General features: G+C 52.7%; 22 protein-coding genes. 12 read left to right on the top strand and 10 right to left on the bottom strand.

Annotated features, from left to right (window positions below):
• Window positions 1–1,067: 1,067 nt before the first annotated feature.
• Together ACETK5_RS21885 and ACETK5_RS21880 are read left to right on the top strand one after the other, a co-directional pair.
• The gene (locus ACETK5_RS21885; protein ID WP_394057841.1) at window positions 1,068–2,081 is read left to right on the top strand and encodes an ABC transporter ATP-binding protein; all 1,014 of its coding nucleotides are present in this window, start codon (window positions 1,068–1,070) and stop codon (window positions 2,079–2,081) included.
• Window positions 2,078–3,082 (top strand): ABC transporter ATP-binding protein, encoded by a 1,005-nt coding sequence (locus tag ACETK5_RS21880; RefSeq protein WP_394057839.1) that lies wholly within the window; start codon window positions 2,078–2,080, stop codon window positions 3,080–3,082. Before ACETK5_RS21885 ends, ACETK5_RS21880 begins: the two co-directional genes overlap by 4 nt.
• A 128-nt stretch (window positions 3,083–3,210) precedes the next feature.
• Here ACETK5_RS21880 and ACETK5_RS21875 read toward each other — a convergent pair whose 3' ends face one another.
• The 4 genes from ACETK5_RS21875 to ACETK5_RS21860 form a co-directional block, all read right to left on the bottom strand.
• Window positions 3,211–4,530: an FtsW/RodA/SpoVE family cell cycle protein gene (locus tag ACETK5_RS21875; RefSeq protein ID WP_394057837.1), complete on the bottom strand. Its 1,320-nt coding sequence runs from the start codon at window positions 4,528–4,530 to the stop codon at window positions 3,211–3,213.
• A gap of 314 nt (window positions 4,531–4,844) precedes the next feature.
• Window positions 4,845–6,167, bottom strand: coding sequence for an FtsW/RodA/SpoVE family cell cycle protein (locus ACETK5_RS21870; protein WP_394057836.1), 1,323 nt, complete (start codon window positions 6,165–6,167; stop codon window positions 4,845–4,847).
• Entirely contained in the window at window positions 6,167–6,496 is a 330-nt protein-coding gene (locus ACETK5_RS21865) for a PadR family transcriptional regulator (protein WP_009595865.1), read from the bottom strand. Before ACETK5_RS21865 ends, ACETK5_RS21870 begins: the two co-directional genes overlap by 1 nt.
• A 441-nt stretch (window positions 6,497–6,937) precedes the next feature.
• Complete coding sequence (locus ACETK5_RS21860; RefSeq protein ID WP_394057833.1) at window positions 6,938–7,474, bottom strand: NAD(P)H-dependent oxidoreductase; 537 nt, start codon at window positions 7,472–7,474, stop codon at window positions 6,938–6,940.
• A 164-nt stretch (window positions 7,475–7,638) separates the two neighbouring features.
• On the opposite strand from ACETK5_RS21860, the gene ACETK5_RS21855 reads away from it, so the two are divergent.
• From ACETK5_RS21855 to ACETK5_RS21825, 7 genes are all read left to right on the top strand, one after another.
• On the top strand, window positions 7,639–8,340 hold the full coding sequence (locus ACETK5_RS21855; RefSeq protein ID WP_100539816.1) for a dihydroorotate dehydrogenase electron transfer subunit: 702 nt from the start codon (window positions 7,639–7,641) through the stop codon (window positions 8,338–8,340).
• Entirely contained in the window at window positions 8,321–9,253 is a 933-nt protein-coding gene (locus tag ACETK5_RS21850) for a dihydroorotate dehydrogenase (RefSeq protein ID WP_394057831.1), read from the top strand. The genes ACETK5_RS21855 and ACETK5_RS21850 overlap by 20 nt, the downstream gene beginning before the upstream one ends.
• Before the next feature lie 158 nt (window positions 9,254–9,411).
• Window positions 9,412–10,320: an FMN-binding protein gene (locus ACETK5_RS21845; protein ID WP_100539814.1), complete on the top strand. Its 909-nt coding sequence runs from the start codon at window positions 9,412–9,414 to the stop codon at window positions 10,318–10,320.
• Between the two features lie 50 nt (window positions 10,321–10,370).
• Window positions 10,371–12,254, top strand: coding sequence for an FAD-dependent oxidoreductase (locus ACETK5_RS21840; RefSeq protein ID WP_394057828.1), 1,884 nt, complete (start codon window positions 10,371–10,373; stop codon window positions 12,252–12,254).
• A 118-nt stretch (window positions 12,255–12,372) separates the two neighbouring features.
• Entirely contained in the window at window positions 12,373–12,810 is a 438-nt protein-coding gene (locus ACETK5_RS21835) for a hypothetical protein (protein ID WP_326111585.1), read from the top strand.
• Between the two features lie 32 nt (window positions 12,811–12,842).
• Complete coding sequence (locus tag ACETK5_RS21830; protein WP_394057826.1) at window positions 12,843–13,847, top strand: polyprenyl synthetase family protein; 1,005 nt, start codon at window positions 12,843–12,845, stop codon at window positions 13,845–13,847.
• Between the two features lie 85 nt (window positions 13,848–13,932).
• Window positions 13,933–15,111, top strand: a complete 1,179-nt coding sequence (locus ACETK5_RS21825) for a PCYCGC motif-containing (lipo)protein (RefSeq protein WP_394057825.1) — start codon at window positions 13,933–13,935, stop codon at window positions 15,109–15,111.
• A 108-nt stretch (window positions 15,112–15,219) separates the two neighbouring features.
• Here the strand turns inward: ACETK5_RS21825 and ACETK5_RS21820 are convergent, their stop codons facing one another.
• Genes ACETK5_RS21820 through ACETK5_RS21800 form a run of 5 tightly spaced genes read right to left on the bottom strand, consistent with a single transcriptional unit; the run spans window position 15,220 to window position 18,652 of the window.
• Entirely contained in the window at window positions 15,220–16,011 is a 792-nt protein-coding gene (locus ACETK5_RS21820; protein ID WP_394057823.1) for an energy-coupling factor transporter transmembrane component T family protein, read from the bottom strand.
• A gap of 36 nt (window positions 16,012–16,047) precedes the next feature.
• Complete coding sequence (locus ACETK5_RS21815) at window positions 16,048–16,905, bottom strand: ATP-binding cassette domain-containing protein (RefSeq protein WP_100539808.1); 858 nt, start codon at window positions 16,903–16,905, stop codon at window positions 16,048–16,050.
• The gene (locus ACETK5_RS21810) at window positions 16,854–17,726 is read right to left on the bottom strand and encodes an energy-coupling factor transporter ATPase (protein ID WP_100539807.1); all 873 of its coding nucleotides are present in this window, start codon (window positions 17,724–17,726) and stop codon (window positions 16,854–16,856) included. Before ACETK5_RS21810 ends, ACETK5_RS21815 begins: the two co-directional genes overlap by 52 nt.
• A gap of 16 nt (window positions 17,727–17,742) precedes the next feature.
• Window positions 17,743–18,288 (bottom strand): Gx transporter family protein, encoded by a 546-nt coding sequence (locus ACETK5_RS21805; RefSeq protein WP_394057821.1) that lies wholly within the window; start codon window positions 18,286–18,288, stop codon window positions 17,743–17,745.
• The gene (locus tag ACETK5_RS21800; RefSeq protein ID WP_100539805.1) at window positions 18,272–18,652 is read right to left on the bottom strand and encodes a NusG domain II-containing protein; all 381 of its coding nucleotides are present in this window, start codon (window positions 18,650–18,652) and stop codon (window positions 18,272–18,274) included. The genes ACETK5_RS21805 and ACETK5_RS21800 overlap by 17 nt, the downstream gene beginning before the upstream one ends.
• Before the next feature lie 159 nt (window positions 18,653–18,811).
• Here ACETK5_RS21800 and ACETK5_RS21795 point away from each other — a divergent pair, with 159 nt between their 5' ends.
• The gene (locus tag ACETK5_RS21795) at window positions 18,812–19,876 is read left to right on the top strand and encodes an FAD:protein FMN transferase (RefSeq protein ID WP_394057819.1); all 1,065 of its coding nucleotides are present in this window, start codon (window positions 18,812–18,814) and stop codon (window positions 19,874–19,876) included.
• Between the two features lie 22 nt (window positions 19,877–19,898).
• Entirely contained in the window at window positions 19,899–20,648 is a 750-nt protein-coding gene (locus ACETK5_RS21790; protein WP_100539803.1) for a Crp/Fnr family transcriptional regulator, read from the top strand.
• Between the two features lie 120 nt (window positions 20,649–20,768).
• Here the strand turns inward: ACETK5_RS21790 and ACETK5_RS21785 are convergent, their stop codons facing one another.
• Window positions 20,769–21,275, bottom strand: a complete 507-nt coding sequence (locus tag ACETK5_RS21785; RefSeq protein ID WP_326119586.1) for a hypothetical protein — start codon at window positions 21,273–21,275, stop codon at window positions 20,769–20,771.
• Window positions 21,276–21,604: 329 nt separating this feature from the next.
• Here ACETK5_RS21785 and ACETK5_RS21780 point away from each other — a divergent pair, with 329 nt between their 5' ends.
• Window positions 21,605–24,409, top strand: coding sequence for a glycoside hydrolase family 3 protein (locus ACETK5_RS21780; protein ID WP_394057817.1), 2,805 nt, complete (start codon window positions 21,605–21,607; stop codon window positions 24,407–24,409).
• Window positions 24,410–24,647 lie beyond the last annotated feature (238 nt).

The raw sequence follows: 24,647 nt of genomic DNA, 5'->3' as shown, positions 1-24,647 counted from the left end.
TGCTGAGAATCGATCCATTTGGGAGCCCATGTGGACACACAATCCGTTTTTTACCGAAAACCGATCCATTTGGGAGTACATCCGGACACAGGATCCGTTATTTACCGATAACCGATCCATTTGGGAGGCCATCCGGACACAGGATCCGTTAATGTACCCTAAATCGCGAATTTAGCACGCAACATCTTGCGATAGCGGATCTCATGTCCTCATAACTTCACTAAAAGGCAGATAACAAAGGAATAGCGGAACTACTGTCCTCAAATATCAACAAGTATCGCTAATCCAGACCAATTGAGCTAATTTTGAGTCCATGCGGACATACGATCCGCTAGCAAATCAGCACAGACCTGCTACTTTGCTGAAATCGAGCTGATTGTGAGCCAATGCGGACACACGATGCGCTATTTACCGCAAATCGATCCATTTGGGGACCAGCCGGACACAGGATCCGTTAATGTACCCTAAATCGCGAATTTAGCACGCAACATCTTGCGATAGCGGATCTCATGTCCTCATAACTTCACTAAAAGGCAGATAACAAAGGAATAGCGGAACTACTGTCCTCAAATATCAACAAGTATCGCTAATCCAGACCAATTGAGCTAATTTTGAGTCAATGCGGACATATACGATCCGCTAGCAAATCAGCACAGACCTGCTACTTTGCTGAAATCGAGCTGATTGTGAGCCAATGCGGACACACGATGCGCTATTTACCGCAAATCGATCCATTTGGGAGACCAGCCGGACACAGGATCCGTTAATCAACCCAGAATCACGAATTTAACCCTCAATATCTTGCCATAGCGGATCTCATGTCCTCATACCTCCGCTAAGAAGCAGAAAATCAAGAAATAGCGGAACTATAGTCCTCTCAAAATCACCAATCCAACCAATTGAGCTAATTTTGTGTCCATGCGGACACAGAATCTGCTACTTGCTGAAATCGAGCCAATTGTGAGCCAATGCGGACACACGATCCACTATTTACCGAAAATCGATCCATTTTGGAGTCCATGCGGACGCACGCAAGACCAATTATAAGCGAAGGGAGCTTTGACAAGATGGAACAGCACGCATCAAGTTTGCTTACGATCAAGAACCTGCAAACCTCTTTTTTCACCGAAATGGGCGAAGTGAAAGCGGTGGATGATATCAGCCTAACCGTGCACAAGGGGAGGACGCTCGGGATCGTGGGCGAATCCGGTTCAGGAAAAAGCATATTGTCTCTGTCCATCCTGCGGCTGATCTTTCATCCGGGACGAATCGTCGGTGGCCAGATCCTGTATAACGGTGTGAATCTGCTCGAACAATCAGACCGGCAGATGCGCAAAATAAGGGGCAATCAGATCTCGATGATCTTCCAGGAGCCGATGACATCCCTCAATCCGGTCTTCACCGTCGGCGATCAGATCGCGGAGGCCTACCAAATCCATGAGAATCTGAGCAAAAAACAAGCGATGGACAAAGCCGTTGAGATGTTGAAGCTGGTCGGCATCCCCTCCCCGGAAAAAAGGGTCCGGCAATACCCCTTCCAGTTGTCCGGGGGTATGCGCCAACGTGTCATGATTGCTATGGCGCTGGCGTGCAATCCGGATCTGCTCATTGCAGATGAGCCGACCACGGCGCTTGACGTGACCATTCAGGCTCAAATTCTGGAGCTCATGAAGGAACTGCAGCGAAAGCTGCAGATGTCGATTATTTTTATCACCCATGACCTGGGCATCGTCGCGGAAACCTGCGATGACGTAGCGGTTATGTACTGTGGAAAAGTGGTGGAGTATACCGATGTACGGACCCTCTTCAAGCATCCGAAGCACCCCTACACCATCGGCCTGATGAACTCGCTACCGCGGCATGATATCGATAAAGAAACACTGGAGCCGATTAAAGGCTCTGTTCCAAGCCCCTATGATCCGCAAGAAGGCTGCCGCTTCGCCCCCCGCTGTCCCCATGCAGCCAAGCTGTGCTATGACAAACTGCCGGAGCTTCAGGCTCTGTATGATAACCAGCAAGTCCGGTGCTGGAAATATACCGATCAATGGGAGACGGAAAGCGAGGTGAACGTTCTGCCATGAGCAAAGAGCTGTTAACGGTAAAGAATCTCAAGCAGTATTTTCCAATCAAGGGCGGCATCCTGGGCCGTACCGTCAACGTCGTAAAAGCCGTGGATGATATTTCGTTCTCCGTAGATAAGGGGGAAACTGTCAGTATCGTGGGCGAATCCGGCTGCGGCAAATCAACCACGGGCCGGGCCATCCTGAGGCTGGACGAACCAACGGCCGGCGAGGTTTTATTCGAAGGGACCGATCTGCTCTCCCTGAACAAAACGCAGATGACCCGAAAGCGCAAAGATCTGCAGATGATTTTTCAGGACCCCTATGCTTCGCTGAATCCTAGAAAAACAGCGCTGCAAGTCCTGGAAGAAGCGATGGACATTCAGAATGTCGTTCCCAAAAAGGATCGGCGAGGACGGGCCATCGAGCTTCTGGAAACGGTCGGCCTGGCCGCCTATCAAGCTAATCGGTACCCGCATGAATTCAGCGGCGGGCAACGGCAGCGGATCGGGATTGCCCGCGCCTTGTCCGTGAATCCCAAGCTGATCATCAGTGATGAAGCGGTCTCTGCGCTTGACGTGTCTATCCAGGCACAGGTGCTCAATCTGATGAAGTCGCTCCAGAAGGAATTTAAGCTGACCTATCTGTTTATCTCCCATGATCTCGGGGTCGTTCGGCATATTTCCGACCGGATTATCGTGATGTATCTGGGAACGATTGTGGAAATCGCGGATAAGCACTCCCTCTTCCGGCGCCCGCAGCATCCTTACACCCGCGCTCTGCTGTCGGCCATCCCGACGCTGGATCCCGAGCGTAAAAAGAAACGCATCATTCTCAAGGGGGATGTTCCGTCCCCGATCAACCCGCCTTCCGGCTGCCGGTTTCATACCCGCTGCATGTATGCCACGGATCGCTGTCGATCCGAGGCTCCGTTGCTTCGAGAAGTCGATGAGCGCGGAGGTCATCAGGCGGCGTGCCACTACATCGAAGAAATCGCAGCCGGTGCACTGGAGAAGGTGTAGCTTACGCCGCCGAACGGATAACGGCACCTCTCTATAAAAGAGAAAAAAGCGAGAGCCCAAGGTCTCGCTTTTTCTTTTGCAAAACTTTAGCCTGCTAGTCGAAATCGAAGGATGATCTTCAGCTTCCACTAAGCCACTTTCATCGGGGCCGCTTCTCCCACCTCGCTTGGGACCATGTTTTTGCGTCTGTAGATGGAGAGGAGTAGGCCGACTGCTGCCATGTCCAGGATTTGGTTCATCCCGCTGTAAGAGAAGAAGGGTGGTTCCAATGTAACCTTTGGAAGAATACCCAGCCCCATGAGCAGCGGCCAAAGCAGCCGAAAACCAAAAACAACGATGAGTACTGCAGCGATATGCTTCGCATAAGGATCCTTGTGAACCGTAGAAATATTCCATAGTCTAACGAGGAACAGCAGAATCAGCACGCCAACTACTATCCCAAACAACCAGCCGAAGCAATAGATGAGGTATGGAAACACGTTATCATAAAGGACATATGGGATCCTCGGTGTAGCTTGACCAAAACCTTGCCCAAACCAGCCTGCTGCTTGGATGGCATCCGCGTTATTTCCCATATACCACATTTCTTTGGCAGAAGGGTTCATAAATTCTCTCCACCGGAGCAGTAAATGATCTGTCTGGGTGCTGAGAAAAATAGCTACTCCGACAAGAGGCAGCGCCGCGATCATAGCGAATTGTTTCAAGCTTTTACTTGTTCTCCATGTCAAAATCAGGAACCCAATCACATAGATGTACGTGTAGATAATAGAGCTGCTTATGCTATAGAGGACCACAGGCAGTACTCCTCGATAGAGGATGTTCAATACCGTCTCCCACCGTCCCCACTGGCTGGCAGGCTTCATCCCTGCCAAAGCGAGCAGAAGCGGTATCAAGGAGAAAGTGATTATATTGACTCCAATGGGACCTATGTTGATATAGTCAGTTCTCCTATCGTGCAGTTGTCCATATACCAATGAAATGACCATTAGAATAACAATAAGGAAAAACACAGGGGCCGAGTATTTCTTTAGCTTTCGATAATCCAGAAAGTAAAAACCTATCAGGAATAATACTCCGATTCCGAAGCAAAACAACTTCCTCTCGACTAGGCTAACGGAATACCTTTCATCCGCGAAATAAACACTCACCATGCCAACCAGTCCAATGATTAAGAACAGGGCCAGCATAACGAGCAGCTTCCAGTCCAACTGAGGCCGATGAGCCACATGCAGGCTTTTGCCGATATCCCCCGGATCCCCCATTTGTTTCACTGCTTCCTGTACAGCGAACTCTTCAGGATGTCCCTCCAGCATCAACAGTTCGACCCGATCCTCAATATGACCTAGCAGCTCCTCTCGGATCTCATGATGCATTTGCTTCGTGCGCACTTGCTTGCACACCCGGTCCAAAAATTGCCGGACAACCATATTCTCCTCCATTTGGCGCATGTGGTTCCTCCTTGACCAGAATGTAAGTTATCGTTTGAATTGCCATAAGTTTGATGGCATTCCTCGAATATAGATAGGGGTTATTAGTTAAAACATGAATCTTTTTACAGTCCTTTACGATAAAAAAGATAACTCTCCTCAAAATGGGTCTGGCGTTCAATCGTACCTCGGATGAACATCCGTGATATATTGAATCCCGTTCCTCCTTAACCAATCCGAAGAGAGTTATCTAGTATCATGTAAGTTAAAAACAGCAGGTGTTGTACGATAAGTCTGTCCGATTAAAATAGAGGCTGCCTAGATAGACCATTTAACTAAGCCACCTTCATCGGGGCCGCTTCTCCCACCCCGCGTGGGATCATGTTTTTGCGTCTGTAAATGGAGAGGAGCAGGCCGACGATGGCAAAATCCAGCATGTTGTTGACGCCGCCATACGAAATAAAAGGAAAGTCCAGGCTGATAACAGGTACCACTCCCAGTCCCATAAGGATCGGCATGAGCAGGCGCAGCCCCATTACCACGATGACACCCGTCACGATATTTTTCCCGTAGGAATCGTGAAGTACATTGGATATACTCCACACTCTGGCGAGGAACAAAAGAACAACCATTCCAACCGCAATGCCAAACAACCAGCCGAAGCAATATATCAGATAGGGGTATATGGAGTCGCTATAAACGTACGGGATCCCCGGATTCGGCGCAGCAAAACCTTGACCGAACCAACCGGCAGAAGAAACGGCATCCGCGATGACCCGCATGAAATAACCACCGTCCCCCTCACGGTCCGCGAGCCCCTCAAGTCTCCACATGAGGTATACCCTTTTTGTAAACAAGATATAGGCTAATCCAAAAAACGGCAGCAGCGTTAGTACCGCAAATTGTTTAATATTTCTTTTCGTCGTCCAGGTCAGTACCAGGAACCCTAACAAATAGATGAACATATACACCATGGAGCCACTCATGCTGTATAGTACGATCGGCAGCACACCTCGATATAGGATCTGGAATACACTTTCCCATAGCCCCCACTGACTCGCAGGCTTCATGCCTGACAAGGCGATAAGGAGAAGAAAAACAGATGCTACACCGAGCATTGGGATTATAATTGGGCCGAAATCCAGGAATATCGTTAGTCCATTGACGTCAACACCCCGAATCAACGTAAATGCCATAAGGCATAACGTGATAAAAAACAACACCCCCGAGCACCTCTTAAGCTTTCGGTAATCCAGAAAATACAGACCGACGAGTAGGATCAGTCCTATACCGAAGAACGCGACTTTTCTCACAAAAAAGTCCGATACGAATTCCGTACCCGAATAATCCACGCTCAGTGCCCCGAACAACCCAATCATCGAGAGCAAGGCCAGCAGGACAAGCAGCTTCCAGTCCAACTGAGGCCGATGAGCCATATGCAGACTTTTGCCGATATCCCCCGGATCCCCCATTTGTTTCACTGCTTCCTGCACCGCAGGCTCCTCCGCATTGCCCTCCAACATTAGAAGCTCCGTCCGCTCCTCGATATGGCCGAGCAGCTCTTCGCGGATTTCCGGATGCATGGCTCTTGCGCGTACCTGCTTGCACACCCGGGCCAGGAAGTCTTGGACAACCTTGTATTCTTCAACCGGTCGCACTAGCTTCCCTCCCCGATGACCGTATCCACCGCCGTACGGAATTTGACCCACTCCTTGGTCTTCTCATGGAGCTGTTCCCTGCCGCGCTCGGTAATCCGGTAATATTTCCGTTTGCGTCCATCATGCTGGCTCCAGGAAGAATCCAGCCAACCCTCCGCCTCCAGCGTGTGCAGAATCGGGTATAACGTCCCTTCCTTCATCAGGAACACCCCGTCCGAACTTTGCTCGATCTCCTTGATCAACTCGTACCCGTACATTTCCCGCTTGTTTAATACGGTAAGCAATAAAATGACGGTACTGCCTTTCAACAGCTCCTTGTTAATGCCCATTCGCCCTATCACTCCAATACCTAGATAATCTATGTATCGTAAATCTATGTATATGAGTATAAAATAAGCGTCTCCACAATGCAACGAATGTTTTCGAGTCATTTGGCAATTCCCGCATCTACATTCTAATCAATAAATCGTGGCGCTCTTCGCACCTACCTTTTTTATGAGAACAGCAGCATACCCTAAGCAAAGCAGTCCCAGGAATCTCCCTGATCGCTCGGAATATGCCGGAATGTACGGAAATTTGCCAGTACCACCGAAAAGCCCAGCAGCTTCCGCTGCCAGGCTAATTTATCAGCAATTCAGTTCTTCACTTTTCAACGGGCTACCGCCTCCATATTCACCATTTGGAGTTAGGAGCTTACAACCTGTCCTTTTGCCCACCCGTCAACCATAAATCGAACCATCACTGCAGCTGCACGCTTTCAATAGTAACCCTTACCTGGATCTCACCGCTCCTGTAACGTGCAACGCAAAATCCTCCGCATGACGCTGCAGCTCTTCATCCGTCAACTGCATGGCATTATGAACGGTAAATACCGGCAAGTAGATCGCGCCTACCAGGCTCGCCGTCACTTCATAGGGCCGTGTCAGCTCTTCCACCGTGTAGCGGTTGTATCCTGCACTGCCATAGGCTTCCGCGGCTCCGCCGGTTGTAACGGCTACGCCCCACTCTTTTCCCTGGAGCTTGTCACCGCCCGGCCCATACGCCCATCCGAAGGTCAGCACTTCGTCGAACCAATGCTTCAGCAGGGGCGGTGAGCTGTACCACCAGAAAGGGAATTGAAACACGATGCGGTCATGCTGGAGCAGCAATTGCTGTTCGGCCTCGATATCGATGCCTCCATCCGGATACCGCTGATAGAGGTCATGAATCGTCACCTCATGATTATGTCTCACCGTTTCGGTTAGTTCGCGATTGATCCGTGATCCCTCATGCAGACCCGGATGTGCAACGATCACCAGTGTTCTCATGTATGATCCCCCACCCTTTTCAGTCTCGTGTATGTATACAAAAGGTATCAATCCCGGATAACGCCCGAATATGAGAAATGTCACAGGTAGCGTTATCCGTCTGTGATACTGTAGCAAGGAACATAGCGGGCGGAAAAAGTACGCCAAGGGAGGAGAATGAGAACGTGGCCCTTGTTATTCAAAATGTCAGATTGGCCCATCGCATATATCGACTTACCGTTCAAGGCAGCTATTCGGCACGAATGGGACAGTTCTTCATGCTTCGCTGCTGGGATACCTATCCTGTGCTGTCACGACCGATCAGCGTTCATAACCAGACGGAGGACTCCGTTTCCTTCTTATATCGCGTGCATGGAACAGGCACATGGCTGCTATCGGCGCTTCAAGCGGGTGACAAGATTCAGCTGGAAGGACCTTTCGGGCAAGGATTCCCCGAGCCCCAAGGCCGGACGGCACTGGTAGGAGGCGGCATTGGAGTAGCCCCGCTGCTGCTGGCAGCTAAGGAGATACCCGAGGCCAGCGTATATCTGGGATACACCAGCGTCCCCTTCGGAGTCACCGGATTCCACGAGTTAGGCCGCAATGTCACCGTCAAATCCGGCGGCACCATTGTCGATGCAGTGGACCCGAGCCGCTATGATACGATATTCGCATGCGGACCGGTTGCCATGATGCACAGTCTGGCCCAAAAAGCGGAAGGTACCAGCGCCAAGCTCCACGTCTCCATCGAGAAGCGAATGGGCTGCGGCATCGGGGCATGCAACAGCTGCACGTTAACCTCCGCTGGCTCTAGCCGCAAGGTATGCACCGATGGCCCCGTATTTCCGGCGAAGGAGGTGAACTGGAATGATCTCCATCGATTGTGAACTGGCGGGCGTACCGCTGGCGAACCCGATTTTGGCGGCATCGGGCACGTTTGGATTCGGCAAACCGTATGCGGATCTGTATCCGCTTCGCAAGCTTGGAGGCATTATCTCCAAGGGACTGACCCTGACTCCACGAATTGGAAATTCAGGAACAAGGCTTTATGAAACGCCATCCGGCATCATGAACAGCATTGGCCTTGAGAATCCGGGCATCCCCGCTTTTCTGGAACATGAATTATCCGAGATGACCTCGCACGGGACGGCGGTCATCGTCAATCTTGGCGGCGGCACCATACGGGAATATACGGAGGGCGCCGAGCTGCTTACCGAAGCCAGTCTCAAGTTACGGTCATCCGGCAAACGAGCCGTCGACATGATTGAGCTCAACATCTCCTGCCCCAACATCAAGGAAGGCGGGCTGGCCTTCGGCGTTGAGAATGAGCAGGCTCAAGAGGTGGTTCGCGCAGTCCGGAAAGCGACCACGCTGCCTCTGCTCGTCAAGCTCTCTCCCGGTGCAAGGGATTTGAAGGAAATGGCACGCATGTGTGAAGCCGAAGGCGCTGATGGTCTTTCGCTCATCAATACGATCCAAGCGATGGCGATTGATATTCGAGAACGGCGAAGCGTTTTTGACAGAGCCTACGCGGGGCTGTCCGGTCCGGCAATTAAGCCGATCGCGCTCCGCATGGTCCATCAGGTGGCACGGTCGGTATCCATCCCGGTCGTTGGAATCGGCGGCATCAGCAGCGCCGAGGATATCCTCGAATTCATTATGGCTGGCGCCGCTGCCGTACAGATCGGAACCTACAACTTCATCAACCTGCGGGCCGGCGATACCCTAGCCGATGAATTGATTGAATTGATGGAAAGCGAAGGCATCCATTCGCTGGATGACATTCGAGGCATTATCTAACCTATGAACCTGCATACACAATCAACAGGATCATGCCGAACATGAAGCACCGAGACTCTTTGTGATTTTTTTCACCGATAACTATTCTTTTTAAGAATAAAATGAACTCAAGAACAATATTTGTGAAGTAATTCACAAAATCATAGGAGGAAACCAGAATGAAAAGGACACTCTCTCTATCCCTCTCCGTCATGTTGATGTTTGCGCTGCTCGTAGGCTGCGGAGGCAACGGAGACAAAGAGCCTGTCACCACGGACAAACCGGCAGAGAGCCAAAACACAGATAACGCAAGTAATACAGAACAGCCTTCACAAGAAGGAACCCTGCAGGACGGCTTATATTACGCCGAAGGCGATTTTGCCGAAGACTCCGGCTGGAAGGAACTTGTAGCGATTAAAGTCGAAGGCGGCAAGATCGTCAGCGCCAACTGGAACGGACTTCATAAGGACGGCGGCTTGGACAAGAAGATGTTTTCCGAAAAAGGCTTCTACGGCATGAAGGAAAAAGGCGGCGCTCAAGCGGAATGGCATGAGCAGGCAGCCAAAATGGAGGAATACCTGGTGGCTCAGCAGTCGATTGAAGGCTTGACCTTGAACGATGAAGGCCGCACGGATGCCGTTTCCGGGGTATCAATCCATGTCAACGGTTTTACGGAACTGGCAGCAAAAGCGCTGGCGGCGGGACCTGTTGAAGCAGGACCATACAAAGACGGCAGTTATCATGCAGAGGCAGCTGACTTCGATGCCAAGTCCGGTTGGAAGGAAACCGTCGACGTTACCGTTATTAACGGCAAGATCGCCGCGGTCAGCTGGAACGGCGTTCATAAAGACGGCGGCACCGACAAAGTCACCCGTTCCAAATCCGGTGAATACGGCATGAAGAACGGCGGAGCTCAATCCGAATGGCATGAACAGGCTTACCAAGCCGAGCAGTATTTGATTGAAAAGCAAGATCCGCAAGCTATCGTAACGGCGGAAGACGGCAAAACCGATGCAATCTCCGGTGTGTCCATCCACGTCAACGGATTGGTAGAGCTGGCAACAAAAGCACTCGAAGGCGCCAAATAAGCCACAAGAGCGATAGATAGAAGACAACTATTCCTTGAGGGGAGATTCGCATGAAACAGATTATCGTGCTGGGCGGCGGATATGGCGGTATACTTACCGCCAAGAAGCTGGCTAAACGACTGCGCAAACAGAAGGATTTGCGGATAACACTCATCGACCGCAAGCCGTATCATACACTGCTGACCGAGCTGCATGAAGTGGCCGCGAACCGGGTCGAGGAAGATTCCATCAAAATCGACCTAAAAAAAGTGTTCTCCGGATTCCGCAATGTAGACGTGGTGCTGGATGAAATCGGCGGCATTGACTTTGACGGTCAAACACTCCGTGGAGAGAAACAAACCTACAACTATGATTATCTGGTCATCGGAACAGGCAGCAAGCCAACCTTCTTCGGCATACCGGGAGCAGATCAACACGCCTTTACCTTATGGTCGTATGATGATGCGGTCCGCCTGAAGGAACACACCCTGAACATGTTCCGAAAAGCCGTGCTGGAGCGCGACCCGCAGGTCCGCAAAGAAATGCTGACCTTTGTCGTGGTCGGCGGTGGATTCACCGGGGTCGAAATGATCGGCGAGCTGGCCGAATTCACTCGACAATTATGCAAAGAGTTCTACGTCGATCCAAGCGAGGTTACACTGCATGTCGCCGACATGGTCGACAAGATCCTGCCGATCCTGCCCGAACCGTTAATCCGCAAAGCCGAGAAACGGCTGCGCAAAATGGACGTCAATATCATCACAGGCTCCAAGATTACGGAAGTGAAATCGGACGGCGTTACCGTCGGCGGAAGCGACATTAAATCCCGTACGGTTATCTGGACCGCAGGGGTTGAGGGTTCCGACGTGGTCGGCAATATGGATGTCGAGCAAAAAGGCCGCAAGCGTATTTTGACCAACGACAAGCTTCAAGTTCCTGCCCATCCGAACGTTTATGTCGTCGGGGACAATATTTTCTACATTCCTGAGGGAGCGGCTGCACCCGTACCTCAAATGGTGGAAAATGCGGAACTCGCAGCCCCGGTCATCGCGCATAACATCGTGGCTGAACTATTGAACAAACCGATGAAATCCTACAAACCGACGTTCCACGGAACGATGGTCTGTATCGGCAGCCGCTACGGGGTAGCTAACGTGGGTGTGCCTGGCCACATGTTCAGGCTCAGCGGCTTTATGGCTATGCTGGTCAAACATATGATCAATATGCTCTATCTGTTCCAGGTTTGCGGCTTCAACAAGGTATATCACTACCTGCTGCATGAATTCTTCCATGTTCGGAACAATCGCAGCTTCGTGGGCGGACATTTTGCCAAACGGTCTCCGAATTTCTGGCTCGTTCCGCTGCGGATTTTTGCCGGATGGATGTGGCTCTCTCAGGGATGGGATAAGATCCATAAGATTATCGAGGATCCGAATAAGGTGTTCCTTATTCCTGCCAAAGCAGCCGATGGCGTAAGCGCAGCGTCTGCTGCCGGAGCCGATGCTACCGGAGCAGCCGGAGCTGGAGCGGCTGACGCGGTCTCCGCCGCCTCCGCTTATACCGCAGAAGCGGTATCCGCCCTGCCGGTTCCGGGTTTCATGAAATCAATTGTCGATTGGTCGATGGACCTGATGTTCTACACCGGCGACGGCGGCTATACTTCGCTCGCCTATGTGTTTCAGACCTCGATGGTCCTGGCTGAGCTGATCGTCGGCATCCTGCTGATCGTCGGATTGTTCACGGCACCTGCAGCCGTAGCCAGCGTTGCTATGGGCGCGATGGTTTGGGTATCGGGTATGGCACCTAACGAAATGCTGTGGTATCTGGCAGCTGGGATCGCCCTAATCGGTGGATCGGGCAGTTCGTTCGGACTGGACTACTATGTATATCCTTGGCTGAAGAAGGTATGGAAACGAATACCGATCGTAAGGCGATGGTACGTGTATACGGACTAATCTTCCACCATTCGCGAGAATCGGCTTATCTTATCATGCTTGCCGATTCGGTTCATAGGCCGTTCTTCGGGATTCACACTCTTAATCAACACGAGCCTTCCGGAAGGAGTCAATAACGATGGATATGAAGCTATTACAGGATACGATCGACCTGCTTCGGTCGCATATCGATTCCGGAACGGATATCGATTGGATGGAGATGGATAACAGGCCGGTGAGAGACATTGCCGATATGATCAACGCTTATGAACTGGCCTATTCCCGTAAAATGACGGTGCTGGCATGCAGCATCCTGATTCATTCCGCGCTAAGCAAGCACGGCAAGCTGCAGGCACAGGACAACGAGAGATTGACACGCATGCTGCTGGACGGCGATTATTTGACCGGGCTCATGTACCGGATTGCCGTCAAACGGAAGGAATGGAAGCTGCTGTCCCGGCTTCTCCCCCTCCATAAGCGCATGCAACTGAAACTAATGAAGAACGTTTCACCGGAAATCCTGCTTAAAGAGCTGAAACGTGAAATCCGCAGCTATCTGGAGCAACGGAGCGCGTAAGGAGTTATCTGGGGAAAGGAGCGCTGATACAGATGAACCTTCATAACCAAATTGGAGTGGATCTCGCTTCCTTTGATCGCTTGCTCCGGGAGGTGGTCACCTCAGACCGTGACCTCACTCCTCCCTCCGTTGTGCTGAGCAGCGTCATGGATCTCATTAACGCCGGCGGCAAGCGGCTGCGCCCGCTCATGGTCGTGCTCGGCAGCCGTTTCGGGGAAAGCGGGCATGAGCCGGCCGTCATGAAAACGGCCGTTCTGCTTGAATATTTACACATGGCCTCGCTGGTACACGATGACATCATCGATCAATCCGATATGCGGCGAGGCATGCCAACCCTGCATGAAACAACGGATGTCCAGACGGCCGTGCACATTGGCAACTACATGATTGCCCGCGCCATCGAATGGGCCGCGGGTAATTCCAATGACGAGTCAGGCAGGGGCAGCGAAGATGTCTCCGAAGAGGATGCCTACCGGTTAGCCGAGCTTGCGGCTCTGGTCACCGAACTCTGCATGGGAGAATACGATCAGCTGCACCACCGCTTTAATTATGATCAAACACTGGAGCAGTATTTGGAGAAAACGCGCTGCAAAACCGCCCTGCTGATGGCCCACTGCCTGAAAGCGGGCGCGGAAGCAGCCAAAGCAGACGCACGAACCGCTGAACGGCTCTTTCATTTCGGGGAGTCGCTCGGCATGGCATTTCAAATCCGGGATGACCTGCTCGATTTCACGAAGCCCAAGGAGGCCATCGGCAAGCCGGCCGGCGCAGACCTGCGAAACGGCAACATTACGCTGCCGGTGCTTTACGCCCTCAACGATCCAACTCTTGCACCTGGAATCAGGCAGCTCGGTCCCCATTCTGCGGCGGCTGACATGGATGAGGTCATCCTCCACATCGCCGCAAGCGGGGCCATTATGCAAAGCGAAGAGCTTGCACGGTCTTATGCGGAACAGGCTCAGCGGATGATCGGCGACTTTGCCGATCATCCCGCCCAGCATGACTTGCAGGCCCTGCTCCAATATTTTCTGCCCTAAAGACATGAATCCATATACTCCAAATGAACAGGGATACATCCATCATGGATGCATCCCTGTTCGATATGAAAGGATGTTATAGAACATGAACCGCACACGAATCTGGCGGTGGAGAATGGCGCTGACGATCTTCCTGATCCTGCTTGCTGCAGGGGGCTTCATGCTGTTCAAAACATCCCCTCTCGGAAAGCAGGGTACCGGTGACACGCAAGTGAGCTCCATCGCCATCTTTGCGCTCAAGGGCTGCGGCGGCTGTTCCAAAGCGCTGGGTGTGATGGAACAGATGGAAGCTGCCTCGCCAGCCTACCGTTACCAGTATTTCAGCATTTCGGAGGATACGGAAGCCGTTAACCGGTACGGCATTACAGAGCACCCGACCATCCTGTTCCTGAACGCTCAGGATGAAGAACTCGGGAGACTGACCGAAGATATATCAAGCGACCGGATCCTGCGCGAACTGGAAGATCTCGCTGCGAACGGTGCACGTCCGCCCAAGGGGACGATTCTTTCCGCTATCCCCAGCACGATGCCCAGCGTAACCCTCCATGCCTATGACCCGCATTCCGGTTTATTCACGCCAGTATCCCAGTACGTGCAGACAGATACGTCCGTCCGCTATCCCAAGGTTAGTGCCATGTCCATGCTGACCCAGCTTGGAGATCTATTACCGCCTGAACTTGAAAGCGCCATCCCTGACGGCGTAACCTTCGTTGAAATCCGGACCGAGCATGGCGTGACCGTGGTTGAGTTGTCCCCCTCGTTTCGTGCTTTTACCGATTCAGAGGAGGGAAACCGGGCGGAACAAGCCATCGCGCTTACACTGCAAACCTTCGAAGGCGTGAATGGAGTTCAAGTGGTAAGCGGTGCATATCGCAGCGACATCCTGTATGCGGAAAACCTTGCAGGCCGATCCGACGGAAAAAGCGACTACCTGCTGAATTCCGATGCGCCTCTTCCGCATATGTCCAGCGTGAAGGAATATAATGCAGCCATCCTCCACGCCAGCCATTTGGCCTTTATGCCCTGCTTCTGCGGATGCGGTGATGCAGGCCACAGCAGCAACCTCAATTGCTACTATGCTCAAGAGGACGATGGCCGGCTCACGCCAACCACGCACGCGAAGTTCTGTCAAACCTGCCTGGACGTCACGAACATGTACCTGAGCGGCAGACAGCAAGGTCTTAACATGAAGGAAATCCGGCAATCCGTGGACCAGGCCTACCAGGGGATCGAGCCGACGAATACGCCGATGCCGTCGAATTAATATGTATGACAGATAACACTGTTCCTATATGGAACGGTGTTTTTTCAATTTCGAGTAAAATAACCGCAGTCCTTAAGGACTGCGGTTTTCATTTTCATCAAGCCCCAATTACAGCAGCGCGGCCGCGGCCACAGGCAGCAGGAACAATGCGACAAACAGCGTTTCCGCCCGCTTCCACACAAAGGCCCTGAACCTGCTTCGCGGCGCACCCAGCCGGTAGCCTCTGGCTTCCATGGAATCGGCAAGTCCGATGGCTCGCCGGAATGCGCCTGTCGTTACGGGCACCAGCAGGGCAATGATCAGCCGTGCCTTTTCCTTGAGCGACCGCGACGACAGGTCCAGTCCCCTGGACTGCTGAGCCTTCCACAGCCGCTCGGCTTCCTCGAAGATGGTCGGAATGAACCGGAGGGCAATCCCGAGCATCAGCACCAGCCGATCGGTCGGCACACCGGTGTAGGTCAGGGGCCGCAGGAGGCTGCCGAGCCCCTGGGCCAGCTGCTCCGGCTGGGTCGTGAAGGTCAGCACCGCCGCCAACATGATGAAGAGTCCCATCCGTGAGGCGGACACGATGCCTTTTTCCAATCCGCCGGCATACACCTTGAACGCGCCCACATCCAGCAGTTTCCCGCCTCCCGCATCATAAAGAAGGTGAAATACCAGGATGAACAACAGCAGGAACATCAGCGGCTTCATGGCTCGGATGAAATAACGGTACGGGATACCCGTAGCCCGGATCACCGCCGCAGTGAACAGCAGCAGCGCAAGGACCCCCATATATCCGTCTACCAGGAACACGGCCACCATAAAAAGCGGCATGACCGCCGTCTTGGCACGCGGATCCAGACGGTGAATCCATGAATCACCTTCCATATATCGGCCCAGGATGATTTTTCGTTTCATCCATGCTTCCTCCTCTCGCCTCTGCTTCGCCCTGCCCTACATTTCAAGCTGCCCTGCGTACCAATCCGCCAGCGCCGCCGCATCCGGCGGCATCTCCGGAGGCTGTACTCCAAGCTGTGCTGCCAGCTTGCCCGCCATCCGCACGGACGACGGGGCCATCAGTCCCGCCTGTTCCAGCACCTCCTGTCGGTGTACCAGTTCCTTGGCCGTTCCTTGAAATACGACTTGGCCATCTTTAATTACAACGAACTCGTCCGCATAGGCCACAATTTCCTCCAACCGGTGGGTGACGATGAGAACCGTCTTGCCTTGGGTCCTCGTTAATCCATGCAGCCGCTCCATCAAATCCTCGCGACTCGCAGGATCGAGGGAAGCCGTAGGCTCATCCAAGGCCAAAATGTCGGGGTCCGCCGCCAATACGGCTGCGACCGCCGCTTTTCGCATCTGGCCCGAGCTTAACTTAAAGGGACTCTGTGTCAGCAGCTCCTCGTCCAATCCGACGAAGGAAGCCGCTCTGCGGACCGCCTCGGCAGCTTCGGCTGGACTCCGCCCGAAATTAAGCGGCCCGAACAGCAAATCTCTCTCCACCGTCTCTTCGAACAGCTGCTGCTCCGGGTATTGGAACACCAGACCGACGCGTTGCCGCAGACCGGCAGGGACTTTCTTGCTGTCACCCGATTCAAGACGGAAATCCAATATACGAATCAAGCCCTCATCAGCCCGTATCAATCCGTTCAGATGCTGGAGAAGCGTAGATTTCCCCGAACCCGGCGCACCGAGAACAGCAATCATTCTACCTTCCTCCAGCTCCAGATGAAGACCGTCGAGTCCAAGAATAGGGCTCATCCCCCGGTCCCGGTAGCGGTAAGAGACCTCTTCGAATGATATGACCATAACGCCTCCAGCACCTCCTTCTCCCTAACCAGCTCGCCGATATCAATCCCCCGCGCTTTCAGTTCCCTGCATAGCTGGAGGGCAAACGGAACCTTTAGCCTGCAACGCTGGAGCAGCTCTTCCTGCAGCAGCAGCTCCCTTGGGCTTCCGTCCGCCGTCACCATGCCGCCATCCAGCACGATCATCCGGTCGGCTTCGGCCATCTCCTCTACGTCATGGGTGATGGAGATGATCGTGTATCGGCCTTCGTTATGCATAGTTCGCATGAAACCCAGCAGCTCATTCTTAGCCTTCTCATCCAGCATGGAAGCTGCCTCGTCCAAGACAATGATAGAAGGCTCCATCGCCAGTACGGCGGCAATGGCAGCGCGCTGCTTCTGACCGCCGGATAAAGTAGCCGGATGGCGATGGAGCAGATGGACCATATCCAGCCGCTCCGCATAGGTCCGAATCCGCTGCAGCATCTCTTCCCGGCTCAGGCACAGATTTTCCAGGCCAAACGCGATATCATCCTCTACGGTGAGGCCGACAAACTGATCGTCAGGGTTGGCAAACACCATGCCGATATGACGGCGAATCTCCCCCAGCGTACGGCCGTTCAGTTCCAGCCCATCGATAAGAATGCGTCCCCGGCTCATGAGGAGCAGACCGTTCAACAGCCGAATCAGCGTAGACTTGCCTGCCCCGTTCCTTCCGGCGATGCATACCCACTGCCCATGGGGAATCGTCAGCGAAACGTCCTTGAGCACGTTCGTGCAGCCCTGTCCGTAATATACGTGCTTGAGCTTTACTGCATGCTCTGACTTATCCATTGTGCCCATGCCTAACGCCTCCTCCTTAGGTTTCCGTGTGAAACATGCCAAACGGATCGATACGTCGCAGGGATTCGATCAGATGTTTTGCAGCCCATCCTACAAAGATGCCCGTCACGACACCCGCCCCGAGCAGAAATGGCAGGTAATAATAAATTTTGGTTGTTCCCAATACCAGCGAGGCTGCCGTTAATTGGCCAATATTATGAGCGATGCCGCCTGCAATGCTCACGCCGGTTAAGCTGAAATTATGGCCCCCGAGCCTAAGCATGACATACATCACCAAATAACTTGCCAGCGCGCCGAACATACTGAACAGGAAGGTCGAGAAGCTTCCGAGTATAAAGGCAGTCAGCAATGTCTTTAAAACAATAAGCCACAGGGCATCCCTGCCCCCTAGGCAGACTAGACAGGTCAGCACCAAAATATTGCCAAGTCCCAGCTTGGCACCGGGTATCGTGACCACGAATGGAATCAAGGCCTCCACAATGCCAAGGACCACCGATAAGGAGGCGCAGATGGCGATCACGACCAGCTTGCGGAGTGCATAGGGATCAGGAGACAACGGCATCCGGCTCACTTCCTTCAACTTGATCTCCGGTCACTTCTACAAACACCCGATTGGGCAAACATACGATGGTATCATGATCATCGTGAACGTGACCGAACCCAACGCAGAGCTGATCCGGACAATCCGACTCCACCATCTCGATACCCTCGCGGGAGACCCTCAAGAGGTTATATCCCCGCTCTGTCCGGATTTCTATATCTCGGGGCTCTTCCGTAAGCGCCACCGTATCATAATGCTTTCCATTCACCTCGATCATGGCATAGGTTCCCTTCGCCGCTCCGTCTTCTCCCATAAACTTGGATATTCCAAACCAGGCGACAACCGCTATCAGCACGAGCGCTATTCCAATATCTCCGCGTTTCATCAGCATCTCTCCACTTCGCTTTGCTTATCTTCATTATCAGGGCTGCACCAAGTGCCAGAAATGATTTTTCTCACATTCAGCAAGGTAAGGGTCTGATACGCTGAGATCATCGGAACTCGATTGAGAACAGCATCAGAACTGAAAAGAGGAGGCACTGTCATGTATAGGAAGCTTCTTTCCTACAGCAGCCTGTTGATCATGCTCACCCTGTTGATGACGGGATCGATTGGCTGCACAACCACAGCAGATCAGAAGGTAGCCGCCAGCAGCGAACCGGCAACCGAACGTTACTTTATATTCGATACCATTGTAAGTCTCCGCGTTTACGATGAACGGATGACGTCCCAGCATTTCGATGAGGTAGGCGCACTGCTGGATCGGATCGACCAACGCATGAACCGGCAGCTGGCGGACAGCGAGATTGATCGGGTCAATCAAGCGGCGGGTAAGTCCGAAGTGAGCGTATCCGAGGAAACCTTCAAGGTTGTCCAAACCGCCATCGATTACGCGGCGGCTTCCGGCGGACATTTCGAACCGACCGTAGGCCCGCTTGTCGACCTCTGGGGCATTGGCGGTGAACACCCCGCTGTGCCGGAAGAGGATGAACTGGATGCAGTCATGAAGCGAATGAACTACAAGGATGTTTTTTTAAATCCTGCATCCCATGCCATTCTGCTGAAGAAAGAAGGAATGTCGCTGGATCTGGGTGCCATCGCGAAAGGGTATGCAGCGGACGTCATCGCGGATTATTTGCAGCAGCAGGATTTCCATTCGGCCATCATCGACCTTGGGGGCAACATCCTTGCCATGGGCTCGAAACCGGACGGTTCACCGTGGAAAATCGGCATCCAGGACCCGGGGGAAAAGCGCGGGCAGCATCTGGGAACACTGGAGGTCGTCAATAAGACGATCGTAACCTCCGGCGTGTACGAGCGCTTCTTCGAAGCAGACGGAAAAGTGTATCACCATATTCTGAGCCCCTTCACCGGTTATCCGGTCGATAACGACCTGCTCAGCGTAACCATTGTGACCGACACGTCCATGGACGCCGACGCCATGTCGACTTCCGTCTTCTCGCTTGGACTAACGGAAGGTCGGCAGTTCGTCGAGAGCCGCGACGATGCCGAAGCTATTTTCGTCACCACCGAGCATCAAATCCATCTCACCTCAGGTCTGACCCATGCATTTAAGCTGACCAATGGCGATTATCAACTTGCCGAATAACCTTATGGAAGGAGAAGATCGTATGAAACAGAATCGAACTGCAAGGTCCGATGCGTGGGATGGAGGGCTGTTTCCAGCGGGCACTTCCTCCGTCTATTCACAACCGCATCTCGCTCTGATCCGGGAAATGGCCGAGCCTGTCCGTTTGTTTGCCGGCGATTATCTATACCAGGAGAACGATCCTGCGGACCGGCTGTACTTTGTAAACCGCGGAAGCTTGAAGGTATCCAAGCTGCTGGAAGGCGGGATGTCTGCCACCTTATCGCTTCACATCCCCGGCGATCTGTTCGGTGAACCCGATCCGTTCGGACGAGCCGTTCACCAATTCGAAGCCAAAGCCTTGGAGGATAGTGAAGTCGGAATTGTGCCGCAGACCGAACTGGATAAAGTCATCCGCACCAACGGGGACTTTGCCATGGAATATATGGGCTGGATGGCACTCATGCAGCGCACCACGCAGAGTAAATTACGCGATCTGCTGCTGCATGGTAAATCCGGGGCCCTGTGCTCACTGCTGCTGCGACTGTACAATATGTACGGCACGAGCGGGACAAACAAGGATGCGCGCGCCATCATTGGCAAGCGGATTACGAATTTGGAAATGGCGGAGATGATTGGTTCCACCCGTGAAAGCGTTAACCGGATATTGAATGAGCTTAAGGATCTTGGCGTGATTTCTACCGAACGGGGACGCATCGTTCTCATTGATCCCGACTATTTGCGGAATATTTGCCACTGCGAGGACTGCCCCAAAGAGATTTGCCGAATGTAACGGACAAAAGAGAAGAAACCTCTCACGAAGAAACGAAAGGCGCTTAAGCATTCCTTTCATCGGAGAGGTTTCATATTCATATTTCCTGCGTTCATTTTAGTGGTTCATTTCTTACAGCTTCTAAGTTACAGGCATTCTAACAGCTTTTTCAAAAAGCCATGTGGATAGCTGATCAAAAACCTCCGCTTCCCGATCAACCATTTTATATATTTTCTTCCCTCCTCTTAGAACATAACCTTTTTGATTTATATCCAAAAAATAATCATTGATTTCTCCATCACGATCACGGTAAAAAATAATGAATGCAAACGTAGGCCCCCCATCATTTCTTATGTTTTTGCCAAAAAACGATCTGGGCGATCTCGTATACGACACGGAGTCTAAAATGCTCATCCATTGATTAAGCTCTTCATTTTGGTCTTCGAATTCGATAAGGTAAGGTGTCATGTTAGTTCCTTTCAGGTATAGAAAAGAGATCCTTTCTATTTTAGTAGAATGGGCAATGACGCTTGTAGAAGGCAATCGAACCGAATAGTAGATAATCGCCATAGTAGCTGCTAAGAGCACCACTGCTATTGCAATTATGAGTTTCTTTGCTCTTGGAATAAAATCACTCCTCTCTTTCATTCATTTCATTAATTTAAACGCTTGATCTAATAACTGGGTTACACAAGGTACAGGGAGATCCCCAGTAGCCCGTTCATCCTCCAGCTTCCTGGAGCCCTTCCCAATCATCAAACACCAGATTGCCGGCTAAGGCGATGAGGTCATCAAATCAGTTATCCGAAGGAATCGAAATTTCCACATGAAAACTGCGCTAATTCTCGGTGTATTACGGCTCCGCTTTGCACGCTATGATGGAGTTGGATTAACCGTTTTAAGAGAAGCATGAACTTATCGCAAGTATAACTGAGAGCGTTTCCATTCCAACTATGTTTAGAAATGAGGTTTTGCTCATGAAATATCCATTCCAGAATCCTGATCTTTCGCTGGAAGAACGGGTTAACGATCTTGTATCCCGATTGACCTTGGACGAAAAAATCGAGTTAATGTGCCAATACCAGGCGGAAATCCCCCGCCTCGGCGTGCAAAAATATAAGCATGGCACCGAAGGTGCTCACGGCGTGGCATGGCTTGGCGAAGCGACCGTGTTCCCGCAAAATACCGGGCTTGCGTGTACCTGGAATCCCGAGCTGATGCGGGAGATCGGTTCGGTCATCGCGGAGGAAGCCCGCGTCTATTACCAGCGCGACCGGGCCATCAACGGACTGACCATCTGGGCGCCCACGGTGGATCTGGAACGCGACCCTCGCTGGGGACGCACGGAAGAAGCCTACGGGGAAGACCCGCACCTGACCGGGGAACTCTCCACCGGGCTTGTGAAGGGCATGCAGGGAGACCATCCCTTCTACTACAAAACGGTAGCTACCCTGAAGCACTTCTACGGCAATAACAACGAAGTTGACCGCGGCAGCGCCTCGGTAAGCATCGATCCGAGAAACAAACGCGAGTATTATCTGAAGGCTTTCGAGGCTCCGTTCCGGGAAGGGAAAGCCGGTTCCATGATGACCGCGTATAACGGCATCAACGGCACGCCGTGCAACCTGAACCATGAAGTGAACGACATCGTCAAAAAAGAATGGGGCATGGATGGATTCGTGGTAGGAGACGCCGGTGACGTTCTCGGCACCGTCATAGACCATCATTATGTCTCTTCCTATGCAGAGGCCGTGGCCGGCTCCGTTAAAGCCGGAATCGACAGCATCACCGACGACCAGGACATCTCCTTCCGCGCTCTCCGCGACGCATTGGAGCAGGGATTATTGGAAGAGCAGGATCTCGATCACGCCCTCCGCAATTCCTTCCGTGTCCGGTTCCGTCTCGGCGAATTCGATCCAGAAGAACGGAATCCGTACAGCCATGTGCCGGAGACGAAGCTCTGCGCGCCCGAGCATGCCGAATTATCGCTGCGTGCCGCCCGGGAATCGATCGTGCTCCTGAAAAACGACGGATTGCTGCCCCTTAAGCGTGATCCGTTGAAATCCGCTGCTGTCATCGGTCCCCTGGCTAACGAAGCATTTACGGATTGGTACAGCGGTACGCCTCCATACCGGATTACGCCGCTTCAGGGCGTGCGGGAGAAAATGCGGGACGGCCGCGTCCATTTTCATACGGGATTAGACCAGGTGCGTCTTCGTTCTGCTGTTAGCGGCAAATATATCACCTTATCTTCGGAAGAGGATGGCGGGCTGCTTGCAAGCACGGCTGAGCCGTCCGGAGCAGCGGTGTTCGAGCGGAACGATTGGGGCTGGGGCTCCGTGACGCTCCGCCTTGTTGGCAGCGGCAAATTCGTAACCGAAACCGAGACGGGACTGCACGCAACGGCTGACGAGGCTCGCGGCTGGTTCGTGAAAGAGGCTTTCAGCTTCGAGGCGTTACCGGATGGAAGCTTTATGATGAAGAACTGGGAAGGCAAACCGATCCTACTTGATGAGCACGGACGCCTTGTGGTAGGCGGCAGCGAGGATATGGGAACGCCAATTGCCATCGAAACGGTTCAGGACGGCATCGCCGAAGCCGTCGCGGCGGCAGCATCGGCTGAAACCGCCCTGGTATTCGTGGGGAACAGTCCGTTCATTAACGGCAAGGAAACGATCGACCGTCCCGACATCACCCTTCCGCCTGCTCAGCAAGCCTTGATTCAGGCGGTTTACGAAGCTAATCCCAATACGGTGGTTGTCATCGTAGGCGGATATCCGTTCGCGGTGAACTGGGAACAGGAGCATGTGCCCTCCATCCTCTTTACGTCTCACGCCGGGCAGGAGCTGGGCCATGCGGTGGCCGACGTTCTGTACGGAGATTACAATCCGGGCGGCCGCTTAAACATGACGTGGTATAAGTCGACCGAACAGCTTCCGGACCTCATGGATTACGACATCATCAAGGGGAAACGGACCTATCAATATTTCGACGGTGATGTACTGTACCCGTTCGGTCATGGTCTCAGCTATTCCCGCTTCCAATACAGCGGTCTGTCGCTAAGCCAACCGGAAATCACCGCCGATGGCAGCGTCATCGTCACCGTTACCGTGAGGAATGAGGGCCAGCTAGCCGGGGATGAGGTGGTTCAGCTGTATGTGAGGGCTGACTCCTCCCGCGTCATCCGTCCTCTCAAAACGTTGAAAGGCTTCCGTCGCATCCATCTGTCTCCAGGCGTTTCGGAAGTGGTAAGCTTTGAGCTCAAGGCGGAGGATCTGGCGTTCTGGGATGTCACCCGGGATCGCTACTGCGTTGAAAAGGGGACCTATACACTCATGGCTGGATCGTCCTCCAGTCAATTGCCGGAAACCGCAGTCCTTCAAGTCGAAGGTGAGACGATCCCTCCACGCACGCTGCGAGAATCTGTTCGAGCGGTGAACTATGACGACTACCAGGATGTTTTCCTGGATGAATGCCGTGAAGGCGGGGAAAGCATCCGTTTAACCGGCGACTCGGGATGGATCGCCTTCCATGACGCCGATCTCGGCGATTCTTCGGCAACGTTCGAGGCCAGGGTGAGCGGACATATCAAGGGCGGCGACATCGTCATTACGACCGGCAGCCCGGATGGTCCGACAGTCGGAAGCTGCAAGGTTCTGCCGACCGGAGGACGCCAGGCCTGGACGACGGTTCAAGCCGAACTGACGGGGTTAACAGGACGGGCTGACGTCTTCCTCATCCTGAAAGGCGAAGTGCAAATCAGCTGGTTCCGCATAGCTTAAGCCAAAGCGATAACCTCCTATAAGCAAATGCCTAATCGTTAGGCTCCAATTGAGCCTGTCAGCGGCTTCTCATCTTACAGACATCCATAGAACATCTGCCCTTCGTTTTATACGGTGGGCAGATGTTCTTTTTTGTTAGAATGAAATCAATTAACCGTTACGGAGACGGACTCAGACCTTCGCTGCATGAGCGGCAGCAAAAAAAGATGAACCCTTTCCAAGGGTCATTTGTTTATTA

The organism is Paenibacillus ilasis, from assembly GCF_043195395.1.
Lineage (GTDB): Bacteria > Bacillota > Bacilli > Paenibacillales > Paenibacillaceae > Paenibacillus_AQ > Paenibacillus_AQ lautus.
The sequence above is the reverse complement of the archived record's forward strand: the minus strand, read 5'-3'. Positions and strand labels throughout refer to the sequence as shown.

Coding starts and splice junctions, on each gene's coding strand:
- ACETK5_RS21885 (WP_394057841.1), top strand. CDS start 1,068: ATGGAACAGCACGCATCAAGTTTGCTTACGATCAAGAACCTGCAAACC.
- ACETK5_RS21880 (WP_394057839.1), top strand. CDS start 2,078: ATGAGCAAAGAGCTGTTAACGGTAAAGAATCTCAAGCAGTATTTTCCA.
- ACETK5_RS21875 (WP_394057837.1), bottom strand. CDS start 4,530: ATGCGCCAAATGGAGGAGAATATGGTTGTCCGGCAATTTTTGGACCGG.
- ACETK5_RS21865 (WP_009595865.1), bottom strand. CDS start 6,496: ATGGGCATTAACAAGGAGCTGTTGAAAGGCAGTACCGTCATTTTATTG.
- ACETK5_RS21860 (WP_394057833.1), bottom strand. CDS start 7,474: ATGAGAACACTGGTGATCGTTGCACATCCGGGTCTGCATGAGGGATCA.
- ACETK5_RS21850 (WP_394057831.1), top strand. CDS start 8,321: ATGATCTCCATCGATTGTGAACTGGCGGGCGTACCGCTGGCGAACCCG.
- ACETK5_RS21845 (WP_100539814.1), top strand. CDS start 9,412: ATGAAAAGGACACTCTCTCTATCCCTCTCCGTCATGTTGATGTTTGCG.
- ACETK5_RS21840 (WP_394057828.1), top strand. CDS start 10,371: ATGAAACAGATTATCGTGCTGGGCGGCGGATATGGCGGTATACTTACC.
- ACETK5_RS21835 (WP_326111585.1), top strand. CDS start 12,373: ATGGATATGAAGCTATTACAGGATACGATCGACCTGCTTCGGTCGCAT.
- ACETK5_RS21830 (WP_394057826.1), top strand. CDS start 12,843: ATGAACCTTCATAACCAAATTGGAGTGGATCTCGCTTCCTTTGATCGC.
- ACETK5_RS21825 (WP_394057825.1), top strand. CDS start 13,933: ATGAACCGCACACGAATCTGGCGGTGGAGAATGGCGCTGACGATCTTC.
- ACETK5_RS21820 (WP_394057823.1), bottom strand. CDS start 16,011: ATGAAACGAAAAATCATCCTGGGCCGATATATGGAAGGTGATTCATGG.
- ACETK5_RS21815 (WP_100539808.1), bottom strand. CDS start 16,905: ATGGTCATATCATTCGAAGAGGTCTCTTACCGCTACCGGGACCGGGGG.
- ACETK5_RS21810 (WP_100539807.1), bottom strand. CDS start 17,726: ATGGGCACAATGGATAAGTCAGAGCATGCAGTAAAGCTCAAGCACGTA.
- ACETK5_RS21805 (WP_394057821.1), bottom strand. CDS start 18,288: ATGCCGTTGTCTCCTGATCCCTATGCACTCCGCAAGCTGGTCGTGATC.
- ACETK5_RS21800 (WP_100539805.1), bottom strand. CDS start 18,652: ATGAAACGCGGAGATATTGGAATAGCGCTCGTGCTGATAGCGGTTGTC.
- ACETK5_RS21795 (WP_394057819.1), top strand. CDS start 18,812: ATGTATAGGAAGCTTCTTTCCTACAGCAGCCTGTTGATCATGCTCACC.
- ACETK5_RS21790 (WP_100539803.1), top strand. CDS start 19,899: ATGAAACAGAATCGAACTGCAAGGTCCGATGCGTGGGATGGAGGGCTG.
- ACETK5_RS21785 (WP_326119586.1), bottom strand. CDS start 21,275: ATGAAAGAGAGGAGTGATTTTATTCCAAGAGCAAAGAAACTCATAATT.
- ACETK5_RS21780 (WP_394057817.1), top strand. CDS start 21,605: ATGAAATATCCATTCCAGAATCCTGATCTTTCGCTGGAAGAACGGGTT.